Raw genomic sequence first — 10,517 nt, 5'->3', positions numbered from 1 at the left:
GCTAGTCAGGGCTGCGTGATTCGTAGCCAGCCGGAGTTGATGGTGCGGGCGTTGGTGGCCGCGGTAGAGATGGCTTGGACGGTGATGACGTCTCCGCCTGCGAGTGTCACGCCGGTGACGAACGTGGTCACAGTTGCGGATCCATTCGCCGGGACGTTGGTACCCGCGCTGGTGTGGAACGGTGTTGCGTTGCCGTTGAGGTGGAACCGAAGAGTGACGGTAGCGACCTGGGAGAACGATCCGTTCGCCACCACCAGGCTGACTTCGACCCGGCCATTCGCGGTGGAGCCGATGACCACGAGGCCGTGACCGGACAGCGTCGAGCCAGGGTAGGTGGCGGTCTCTGCGGTCCAGTTCGGGACGACGGCGTAACTGGTGCCGATCGTCGTGCCGGCGGACTTGTTCATTCCCGACGGCTGGAACGTGACAGCGGCGGCGCCTAGGGTGCCGGTGCTCGTGAACGGTGCGGTCGTGGACGCGACTAGCGGTGCCGCAGCAGAGCCTGCAGCGCTGAACTGTGCCGCTGTCGACCCGTAGGTGGCGCCTAGCAGGTCGGCCGTGGCCGTGAACTGCGCCAGCGTAACTGGGGCGGCGGTCGCTTCGAGGTGCCCTTCCGTAGACAACGGGGCGATAGCCGCGCTGGTCGGGATGACCATCTCACCTTCAGCGGTGAATGCGGCTGCGGGTGCCGCCACCTGAATGCCCTCGAGGAGACCTTCGGCGGTGAACTGCGCGAGAGTGACGGGTGCGGCTGTCGCCTCGAACAGGCCGGTCGCGGTGCCGTCGGCGAGTAGGCGGTCGGTCGGGACCTGGAAGGTGCCGACGCCAACGAAGTCGGCGGCCGGGGCGGGTGCCTGTGTGCCGGTGAGCGATCCGGTTGCGGTGAACGCTGCGGTGGTCACTGGGGCGGCTTGGGCGGTAAGGGTGCCTTCGGCGGTGGATGCGGCGATGGGTGGTGGGATGTAGAAGCGGCCGGGGAGGCGGGCGCGGGTGCCGGTTGGCAGGGCCGCCTGTGTGGTGCCGCCGTCTGGCAGGGCCGCTACCCATCGTGTGCCGGTGGGGAGCGGGGCGCGCATGTCAGCTCACCGAGAAGGAGGGGGTGACCTTGATGGTGCCGGCGCTGCCGAGGGTGATTGACGGTGCGAGGGCACATTTGTCGTGGAAGGTGCCCGCCGAGCTCGCGGACCACAGTCCGGCGTGGGTGAAGTTGCCTGCGGGTGCGTTGAAGGTCAGCTCGGCCATGGACAGTGAGCCACCGCTGCCGGATGTCCAGGTGCCTTGGACGCGGGCGTAGGAGCCGCCGGAGGCTTCATCAGTGCCGGTGGTGCCGGGATCAGCGGTGTGGAGGGACACCCAGACGGTGGAGCCGCCATTGATGCCCTTGTATGCATCGGCGAGGACTTGCCGCGTTGCGGCTACAGCAATTGCCATTTTGAATCAATCCTGTCGGGCCACTTGGCCGCGGTACCAGCAATAATCTTTGCCATCCGCGAAATGGATGTAGACACGGAAATGTGCTGGGATGGTGATGGTGTCGGAAACCTCGGACTGGATGTGCCACTGCACCCATGCGGTGGTGACGGTCGCGGACCAGGTGGCGAGTGTGGTTCCTGCGGGGTCGTAGATGACGAGGGAGCAGGTGGTGCCGACGGGAATGAAATTCCCTTCGGGCACGGTGATTTGGTGGATGAAGTCTTGCCCGGTGACGAGCAGGAGCGTTTCGGTGATGGGCTCGTTGCCGAGCATCCGGGCCTCCCGGATTAGGGTTAGAGGCCGACGCCGGAATAGATTCGGACGTCGTCGAATTGGACGCTGGTCGCTGTGCCGTCGCGGCTCACGCGCAGCCCCGCGTATGGGTTGGTTCGTGGCACCACGTTGTGGACGTTGCCCGCGTAAACGACTTTCGTGCCGTTGATTTCGAGCCAGCAGATTTCGTCGTAGACGGTGAATGCGATTTTGTCGCCGTTGTTGACGACAGCTGCGCGGTCTTGGAAATCGAAGAATGACGGTGTGCCGTTGACGGCGGACGTCATGCGGCCGAGGTAGATGTGGTTGCTGTAGATGTTCGCGACCAGCGCTTGAGTGCCAGCGGCGTTGCAGAACAGCATCAGGCTGCCGTCAGCGGTGGAGGTGGCGTTGCGTACGACGGCTTCGATGCGGGCCCGGCCGTCGAGGTTGCCGACGTCGCGGATCAAACCCACCGACCGGTTGACATCAGTGGTGGTGGCGGTGTTCTTGTAGTGGCCGCTGACGATGGCCGCGTCGGTGCCGAGCTGGGTCCACCCGTTGGCGACCGCCCCGTCGGCGCGGTTGAAGTCGTCGTAGAAGATCGACGACCACACCGACATTGGCGGAATGGTCGAGGGGCGGTCGTAGTGGTCGATCTTCCGCACCCACGCGTTGCAGTAAGAGCGGTTGACGAGCCGGACAGCGCGTCGGGTCGGGCCGAGTTTGTATTGCGCCGACGGCATTGCTGAACCGACATAGGTTCCGTTTAGCCAGATGCGGAGCCATTCGTCGTTTTCGCACCACACGCGAAGGTTCAGTGTGCGACCGAAAAATGCCCCGCCTGGCGGGGCCCACGTGTGCAGGTTCCCAAAAGGGGTGAACATGTCCGGGAATTCGGCGTAGGCCATATTGTCCGCGCCGCCAAGCTCATGCTTGAACCCGACAGCAGCAGCCTTTTGGAATTTGGTGGGTGCGACCTTCGACCACGAATCAGTGAAAACCACGAAGAAATGCTGGTTATCGATACCTTCGACGGGGTACCAGACTTCGCATTCGAAACCCCAATTCGGGGTGAACGGCTGCCACGCGTAGCTGGGGCCGCGTCCGTCGTCGTTCACAACCTGTTCGGTGACGACGAGCTCATCGAGGTTGTTGATGTAGCTGCGTCCGCCGCCGAGGTGCACCCACGGCCAGTAGGTTTGGCCAATGACGTCGCCCTCGGGGTAGGTGGTGAAGTTGTCTTGGTATCCGGCCCAGGCTCGTGGCACGTTGCGGCGGACGAGGAAGCTCACTCTTCGAATGCCCCCGAGATCGTGCCGCCGTGGTCAGCGAGGAACGCACGAATCCCGGCTAGCGCCAACCGGTTACCGCGCAACCCGAGCCGGTCGGTGGGATCGAGGTGCTCACGCAGTTCGTCGGGAACGGTGTTAAAGCGTGCGATCGCGGCGTCGAGGATCTCGATGGCACGGTCAGCGGGGGTCATGTCGAACAAGCCCTCGACCGAGTCGACCTCGAAAGCCGCGGCCCACAACGCTTCACGGTTCGGTTGCACCCTGGGCGCGGATTCGATCGTGCCCGTGGCGCCGATGCAGTGGAAGATCAGCACAGTGGCCTCCTATGGCTTCGGCGTGAATACGCCAGCGACCGCGATCTGCAGGACCTGCGGTGCGGTGGAGCCGGTGATGGTCGGCACGGTGTAGAAGAAGCGCTCCTTGTCGAAGACTTGGACTTCGAGGAGCGGGATGTTGTAGCGGGTCACGTTCGCACCGATCACGGCTGACGTGTACGTGGCGAACGACGTGCCGGTGGCGTTCCACTTCTTGCAGTCGATCGTCATGCCCGCGGGCTGGGACAGCAGCGCGATGTGGACGTCGGTGAGGAAGGCGTCTTGGTCGTCGGGCACGTTGAGCACCGGGCCGAGGAGAAGTTCGTTGTCGCCGAGCACGACCGCGGCGGAGGCGACTACGCACTCGATGATCCAGAACGACGAGTTCAGGTATGCCTTGTCGGCGATGTCGACAGCATTGGCGGCAGCATTCGCCGCTGCCTGTGCGTCATTGACCGCTTGGTCGGCGTACCCCTCGACCACGGTGATCGCGTCGTAGGCGCCGTTGATGCGGGACCTGACTTCGGTGCCGTGGGTGCCGTGGGCGTTGCTGTAGGAGACCTTCGCGCCCGCTTTGAGCGACGTTTGAACGTCCTCAGGTGTCATCGCCTGGAAGGCGGTGAAGTCGCCGGGTTCTATGGAGCCATTGGGAATCGGCTCGTTGGGGGCGGTCACCGAGGATCACCCCCTTCGCAGGTATTCAGATGTCGTTGGAGATTTCGGGCGGGATCGGGGGCGGCGGCGGAGACGGCACGTACTGGGCGATGAACGCGCGCAGATCGCGAACGTGGTCGACGAGGATGTCGATGCGGCGTACGTCGAGGTAGTGCTGCTTGACATCGGCTTCGTGCTGGGACTCCAGCTTTGCGATCCGGTCACGCAGGCTCGCCTGCTCGTCGCGCAGCGGTGCGAGGACCGCCGTGAAGTCGGCGCGCTGCGATTCCAGCGAGCGTGATCGTGGGATCAGGAATCCCACGAACAAGCTCAGGACGCCCGTCACCGCCGGGATGATGACGGACCACACGGGCTACCCCAGGGATGGAGTCTTGGCCGCGGCGACACCGAGGCCGAGAGCGGTTGCTACGACTGCCACGATCGCGGAGACCTGGGAGTCGGTCGCAACGCCGTAGGCGATCAGGACCGGCTGGGCGACACCGAGGATGCCGTACAGCCAGGTGCGCCAGGTCGCGGTCGAGTTGGCGCCGGCGACGCCGAAGCCGAGGATGGCTGCGGCGACGGAGCCCCACAGTGCGGCGTTGGAGTCGTTGAGCAGGCCGAGGGTGACGAGCAGGACCTGTACGGGCGCGAGGAGCGCGTACAGGCGTCCGCGTACATCTGCGGAGAGGTCGCGGAGGGTGTCAAAGGACATGGGGTACCTCGATGGGTAGTCGGGTTTGACGGGCGCCGGGTTAGGCGGCGTCGGCGAGGGGGTTGTCGATCGGACCCTGGGCGAGCACGCCGAGCGTGGGCTTGGGGGTCCAGTAGATGCGGCCGTGTTCGAAGTCCTGGAACGCTGCACCGTCGAACGGCTGCTCGTCGGAGACCGGCCACCCGTAGGGGCCGTTTTCGAAGCCGCTGCGGTTCCAGTGGTCGCGGATGGCGCCGTGGACCCAGAATGCGGGTTGGCCGTGGCGGCGGTAGACGGCGCCGCCCTGGAAGCCCTGCACGACACCCCATTCGGCGCCGGACGGGTCCTTGAGGACGGTGTGGTCGTTGGCTGGGTAGCCGAGTTGGCCCGCTTCCCAACCGAGTTCGGCGAACTTCTCGAACACCGGGTCGGAGATCGGGTGTGCGCCGGTGGCGGGGTGCCAGTAGATGTAGCCGTGTTCGAAGTGCGCCCACTTCCCTACCCCGTCGGGGCAGGTGTTCTCACCGTCGGTGAGACGCGCACCGAGCCAAGGGGTTTCGGCGGCCTTCGCGTCGATCGCGTTGACGAGTGGGGCGATGTCGGCGGTGGCCCAGTAGTTGACTCGTTCGACGTAGATGTCCCAGGGGAAGTTCGGGCCGACGTCGGTGTGGTCGCCGATGCCGAGGCCGTAGGTGATGCCTGCGTGGTCGGTGAATCCGTCACGCCCGGCGCCGAGTTCCTCCCAGCCGATCACTCGGGGGTCGAACCCGTAGTGGCGGGCGTCGCGGACCATGATCCAGGCGGCCATGTCGATGCCGCGGCCGAACTTGGTGAGCCATTCGTCGCGGGTCATGCTCGCGCGGCTACCGGCGAAGCACAAATTCACGGTGTAGGGGTTGGCGTCGAGCACGCTCCAGCTGGCCCGGTCGGTGTCGACGACGGCGATGCAGCGTTCGTTGTCGACCACGTAGTGGTAGGAGACGCCCGAGGTGGACCGTTTCAGGTAGTCGGTGAGCGACTGGGCGGTGCCGTTGCCTTCCTGGGTGTGCAGGACGCCAAGGCGGACGCGGGTGCCGTTGCGACTGTGGGAGTTCGGGGAGTTGCCGGTTTGGTCTTCTTCGACCATGGGCGGGTTGTGCACGGCGGGGCCTCCCGGCGGTGGGGTCGGTTGGGTGAAGTGCGCCCACTGCCCGTAGTTCGGGGCGAGGATGTCGTTGACGTCGACCGCGGTGCCGTCGATCAGCGGGCCGGGATTGCTGGGGGTGTCGATGACCCGCTGGTACAGAACGGCTTCGGGGCCGATCAGGGCACCGGACCAGGCGCGGGTTTGCCACGCCCAGAACTTCCCGCCTGGTGCGGCGCCGATGACGCCGTCTTCGGCCGCCCACGCGCACACGCGGGCGTGCCCGTAGATGCCGGTGCGCTCCACACCGAGGATCGAGTTCACGCCCCGGAAGAAGTGCACGGCGGTGCCGTTCCAGGCGTCGAGGCTGATGTCCTCGTCGACGGCGAAGAAGATGGGCGCCTTATCGGGGCCGCCCGCGGCGCGGTGCCGGTCGGCGGCCTCCTGCGCCATCCGCCGGCCACCCTCGTAGCCGGTGGTCCAGTCCGACGGAGCGGACGGGTTGCCAGGTTTGCCGTACTGCCACACCGACGCGATGTCGATGCCGGCGGCGCGGCAGCGGTCGGTGTAGTCCTTGGTGACCGGTTTCGCCCGCATCCATTCGGCGCCAGGCCGCGGCGGGCTGACGTAGGCGACTACCCCGGCGTGCCCGGCGGCTTTGATAGCGGCCGGGTCGATCAGGCGGGCAGCGAAATCCACTGCGGTGCTCATACGCCCACCCCCGGGTAGCGGTCGATGATGGTCTTGCGTGGCTTCTTGGACAGGTAGCGTTCGATCGCCAACACCCGGTCACGTTCGTCGGCATCAACGGCTTCGAGGTACTCGAGGACCTCGTCGACCGTGTGCAGGCAGGGGTTCCAGCCGGGGTCGCGCACTGGCACGTTTGTCACGTAAGCGCCGTCGCTGGATGGGCGCCCGTACTGTGGTGAGCCCTTCACCTTGCCGGTGCCGCTGCCTTCGACGCCCTCGACGATGCGGTCGTCCGACGGCACAGCGCCTTGCGGGTCGAAGCCCATCGCCTCCGCGAGTGCACGTTTCGCGTCCTGGGGCAGCGACGCGACGAACTCCTTCAGGTCGAACTGCGACCGGTCAGGGGCATCGATCGGTTCCCAGACGCCCGGTGACACCAGCCAATGTGGGTCGGTTTGCCGTGGCCGCTGGTATTTGATCTTCCGCTCGGACGGAATGGTCGAACCGGGTGGGCGTGCACCGCAATCCCATTGCCGCCGAGAGACCTCGCGGAGGTACTCGATCGGGAAAGGCAGCGGCGCGCCCTTCATCCCCGGGAGCCCCGAATACATCCACAGGAAGGCTTCTTCGGGGCAGTTGGGGTTGCAGTTTTCGAAGGTCGGGAAGTCCCCGGCCTTCAACCACGGTGAGGTATCGACCTCTTGCGGCTCTTGGACGCGCGCCGACTTCTTCGACATTCGATGTGCTCCTGGCTATCGGCCGTGGACGGCGAGCTGCTGGACGAGCGAACCGAGGTCCGCGATCAGTGACAGGGCTCGTTGGCCGCGGTCCTTGTTCTTTTCCTTCTCACCGATGACGGGCACCCATTCCGGGGGTGATTCCCGGTCCCAGGCGAGGGTGAGTTCGCGGACGCGGTCGACGTAGATGATGTGATCGTCGACGTAGAGGGTGGAGGCGAAGTCTCCGATAACCTGTGCGCCGATTCGATCACCGATGAAGAAGTGGCCTTTGCCTTGGTCACCGATAAACCACGGTGCGCCGTCGCGAATATTGATCTCATGGCTGAACCAGGAGCGTGTTTCGTGCAGTGCCTTTCGAAGCGATAGCAATGCTTCGAGGGTGTATGCGCGGTCCGATCCGGAGGCTAGGACTTCGAATGGTCGCGCCCATCCAGAATTCGCGATTCGGCCCGGACTTGCTATCCGCATCCAGGCGGCGATGGTGTCCCAGTAGAAAACTTGAGCGACGGCATCCACGGCACCGCCAATGGGGGGCACGACGATTGCGGCGGCCAACAGATCGCCTGCCGTTTGAATGGCCGCTGAGATCAATTCGTTAACAAAAGGAAACGAATGGCCACCGGCCACGACCTGAACGGCGGTCGACGGGGTGAAGATGAACTTCGACGATTCGATGCCCGTTTCTTCACCTTCGAGGTAAATCACGTACGGGCATGACTTGTCAGTGAGGCGGAGCCCTGGGATTTTGTAGGATCCGGGGATCGCGGGGTCGACGATGTCTTCGACAATGGGGTCGATGAAGTCTTCGACGAATTTCGCGACGGTGCGTTTCAAACCGAGGAATGGGTCGCCACCGTTGGAGGTGTCGGAGTAGTACCCGGACTTGTCGACGATGTCGACGACGAGCGCCCCGTTGCGGAGGATTTGACCGTCGATCGGCTGTTCATCATCGGCCGCAATGAAACGGCGGACCTGGATCGACAGTTCGGCGTCTTCGAGGATGTCTTTCGCCATGTCGACCCAGCGTTTGAAACGTGAGTTCGGCACTGACCAGAGGGTTCCGGCCATCATGTCTTCGGCGAATGTGGTGGGTTTGACGACGACCGACCAGTTGCCCATTCCGGGTGCGCTGGAGTTCTGGTCCATGGGGTCGTCGGGGAGCCCCCACCAGTTGTCCTGCTCGCGCATCACGTTCAGGAACAGCGCTGTCTTCAACGCCCAAATACTGGGTCCTGCCAGGAAGAACACGCGCGGGAACTGCACGAAATCGGGCAGGAACGGGTTACACCATGCGAGGTAGTACTCCAGGATACTTAGATCGTGGAGCCATCGGACTACCAAAACACGGGTGCCGTCTTCTCTTTTTTCAACCGTGTGGTCGTGGATACGTCCGGACCAGCGGGCGCCGTCTTTGTCGACGGTGATGTAGACGTTGCGTTTCTCGCCGCGTTGGATACGCGCGGAGACTTGCCAGATCCATTTTGCAAGCGGGTCGTCGAGCGGGATCTCGGTCAGTCCTGGGCCGACTTCGTTGTCCAGCCAAGTGAAGCTGGCCGAATATTCGCTGTCGAGCGTTCCCACCAGATTGAAATCTCCCGACCAGACCCTCATCAGGGGCGGCTCGAGTCGCGCTCGGCGGTCCGCTTCCTCAGCGGCGACAGTCGCGTCCCAGATAGCCTTGCATTGCTCTTCGAGACTCAGTTCAACGAGTTCAGGCAATATTCGTCACATCCCAAAGATTCTGCGATCATCTGGAATTAAAGCCAGCGCACAGAGGTTGAATAGGGGGTGTCGACAAACAACACCGAAGCCCCCAGCGAAATTTGGCGTCCAGTAGTTGGCGCCGAAGGTAAGTACTCGGTTTCAAATCACGGACGAGTGAGGACCGAAGCCAGGATGCTGACCCGAAGCAACGGCACCAGCTACACAGTCAGGGAGCGAATCCTGACCCTCATCACGTGTCCGATTGGCCGAAAGAAGGTGACGATCAATTACGAGCCGGATCGAACGCCTCAGCGTTTCGTTCACCAGCTTGTAACGGAGTCCTTCATTGGGGCCCGTCCGCCGGGTCTTGAGGTCTGCCACAACAACGGCGATCCCGGCGACAACCGCCTGTCGAACCTTCGCTACGGAACGCGCAGTGAGAACACGTTTGACCGCGTACGTCACGGAACCCACCACGAGGCGATAAAGACTCACTGCCCGCAAGGCCACCCGTACGACGAGATAAACACCCTGGTGTACACCCGCCCCAGTGGCGAAACGGATCGCCGATGCCGCGCATGCCGCCGCGAGCAGAGCCGAAACCGGATGCGCCGCGTGCGCGCTGCCCAACGCGAGCAGCGCGCCGCTTAGCGGCTCTCCCAAACATGCGACCATCGCCGCTGGCAATACACGTCGACTCGGGCACCACCAACGGGGGCGCCCTCAACTTTCACCGGCAGGTTCGTTTCCGGTGTTTTCGGTGGGATCTGGTGCAGGAACGAAATACCGTTCATGCGGCCCGCGAGGTTGGTGCCCGCGAAGTCACGCACCTGGAGCTTGTCGCGGTACAGGGTGATTCGGGCGCCACCCTCGAGCGCGGTCAGTTCCGGGAGGGTGATCTTCCGGTTAGGCCATTGCCCGCCTGGGATTCGGTGGTGCTTCTTCCCGGTCCACGTGTAGTCCGGGAGGGTCCAGATTCCACGTGTGACTACCCATTGCAGCCACATCGGTTGATCGGTCGGGTTCGAAATGGTGACGAACCCTTCCGAGGTGCCGGTGGACCCGGTTTGGAAGTAGTCGTACGGGGTGTTCTCGTACTTGTCTTCGAACCAGAATGGTTGATCAGCGACAACCGCCATCGGCTGAACCGATGACCGGGTCAGCCGCGGGTCGTGTTTCGATTCGAATTCGACCGTGTCGTTCTTCGCCAACCACAGGCTGCGCGTCCCTGACGATGGTGTCGTGACCGACATTTTCGTCAGGGTTGATGTCGGATCCCATCGGTCGGCTTCGTAGTCCCAGGCGGCGTTCCACCGGCTCTGGAGGTCCTGCCATTCTTCGGGGGTTTCACCGTGAATGTTTACGGCGAACGTGATGTCACGTTGTTTGTATCGTTTGCCCTCGTAGGTCGCACCTTTTTGGAAGACGCTCGACTTCCTCAACGTGGTGACAGGCGCGTCGAAAATACCCTTGATGTTTGGTGCCAAGAAGAGTTTTTCCGACGCGCCCGCGCCGTTGATCAGGAAGTGCGAGCCGTCCGGTCCGTAGATGTCGATCCGGGCGGACTCAAGCATCAAT

General features: G+C 63.7%; 13 protein-coding genes and 1 pseudogene. 1 reads left to right on the top strand and 13 read right to left on the bottom strand.

The window, feature by feature from the left end; translation table 11 throughout:
* Positions 1 to 5 precede the first annotated feature (5 nt).
* The 12 genes and pseudogenes from NI2_RS27510 to NI2_RS27455 all read right to left on the bottom strand — a co-directional run bounded on the left by NI2_RS27510 (position 6) and on the right by NI2_RS27455 (position 8,954).
* On the bottom strand, positions 6 to 1,076 hold the full coding sequence (locus tag NI2_RS27510) for a hypothetical protein (protein ID WP_067496620.1): 1,071 nt from the start codon (positions 1,074 to 1,076) through the stop codon (positions 6 to 8).
* A gap of 1 nt (position 1,077) precedes the next feature.
* Entirely contained in the window at positions 1,078 to 1,431 is a 354-nt protein-coding gene (locus tag NI2_RS27505) for a phage tail fiber protein (protein WP_067496618.1), read from the bottom strand.
* Positions 1,432 to 1,437: 6 nt separating this feature from the next.
* Complete coding sequence (locus tag NI2_RS27500) at positions 1,438 to 1,746, bottom strand: LtfC-like domain-containing protein (protein ID WP_067496615.1); 309 nt, start codon at positions 1,744 to 1,746, stop codon at positions 1,438 to 1,440.
* A 20-nt stretch (positions 1,747 to 1,766) separates the two neighbouring features.
* Positions 1,767 to 3,020 carry a hypothetical protein gene (locus NI2_RS27495; protein WP_067496612.1) on the bottom strand — a complete coding sequence of 418 codons (1,254 nt, stop codon included), beginning with the start codon at positions 3,018 to 3,020 and terminating at the stop codon, positions 1,767 to 1,769.
* Complete coding sequence (locus tag NI2_RS27490) at positions 3,017 to 3,334, bottom strand: hypothetical protein (RefSeq protein WP_067496610.1); 318 nt, start codon at positions 3,332 to 3,334, stop codon at positions 3,017 to 3,019. The genes NI2_RS27495 and NI2_RS27490 overlap by 4 nt, the downstream gene beginning before the upstream one ends.
* Before the next feature lie 9 nt (positions 3,335 to 3,343).
* Positions 3,344 to 4,009 carry a hypothetical protein gene (locus NI2_RS27485; protein WP_067496607.1) on the bottom strand — a complete coding sequence of 222 codons (666 nt, stop codon included), beginning with the start codon at positions 4,007 to 4,009 and terminating at the stop codon, positions 3,344 to 3,346.
* 25 nt (positions 4,010 to 4,034) lie between these two features.
* Positions 4,035 to 4,334 (bottom strand): hypothetical protein, encoded by a 300-nt coding sequence (locus tag NI2_RS27480; RefSeq protein WP_133734257.1) that lies wholly within the window; start codon positions 4,332 to 4,334, stop codon positions 4,035 to 4,037.
* Positions 4,335 to 4,361: 27 nt separating this feature from the next.
* Positions 4,362 to 4,703, bottom strand: a complete 342-nt coding sequence (locus tag NI2_RS27475; protein WP_067496602.1) for a phage holin — start codon at positions 4,701 to 4,703, stop codon at positions 4,362 to 4,364.
* 40 nt (positions 4,704 to 4,743) lie between these two features.
* Complete coding sequence (locus NI2_RS35360) at positions 4,744 to 5,808, bottom strand: N-acetylmuramoyl-L-alanine amidase (protein ID WP_067496627.1); 1,065 nt, start codon at positions 5,806 to 5,808, stop codon at positions 4,744 to 4,746.
* A 57-nt stretch (positions 5,809 to 5,865) separates the two neighbouring features.
* Positions 5,866 to 6,516: pseudogene (locus tag NI2_RS35355) on the bottom strand (DUF1906 domain-containing protein); the annotation flags it as partial.
* Positions 6,513 to 7,232: a phage gene 29 protein family protein gene (locus NI2_RS33310; protein ID WP_084476886.1), complete on the bottom strand. Its 720-nt coding sequence runs from the start codon at positions 7,230 to 7,232 to the stop codon at positions 6,513 to 6,515. The gene NI2_RS33310 and the pseudogene NI2_RS35355, both read right to left, overlap by 4 nt.
* 15 nt (positions 7,233 to 7,247) lie before the next feature.
* Positions 7,248 to 8,954 (bottom strand): Gp37-like protein, encoded by a 1,707-nt coding sequence (locus NI2_RS27455; RefSeq protein WP_133734258.1) that lies wholly within the window; start codon positions 8,952 to 8,954, stop codon positions 7,248 to 7,250.
* A 69-nt stretch (positions 8,955 to 9,023) separates the two neighbouring features.
* Here NI2_RS27455 and NI2_RS33305 point away from each other — a divergent pair, with 69 nt between their 5' ends.
* Entirely contained in the window at positions 9,024 to 9,590 is a 567-nt protein-coding gene (locus NI2_RS33305; protein WP_084476885.1) for an NUMOD4 motif-containing HNH endonuclease, read from the top strand.
* Here NI2_RS33305 and NI2_RS27450 read toward each other — a convergent pair.
* A complete protein-coding gene (locus NI2_RS27450) occupies positions 9,587 to 10,513 on the bottom strand; it encodes a hypothetical protein (protein ID WP_067496595.1) in 927 nt (308 codons plus the stop codon). The genes NI2_RS33305 and NI2_RS27450 overlap by 4 nt on opposite strands.
* Positions 10,514 to 10,517 lie beyond the last annotated feature (4 nt).

Source organism: Nocardia ignorata NBRC 108230, from assembly GCF_001612905.1.
GTDB lineage: Bacteria > Actinomycetota > Actinomycetes > Mycobacteriales > Mycobacteriaceae > Nocardia > Nocardia ignorata.
This window is presented reverse-complemented; position numbering and strand designations above follow the sequence as displayed.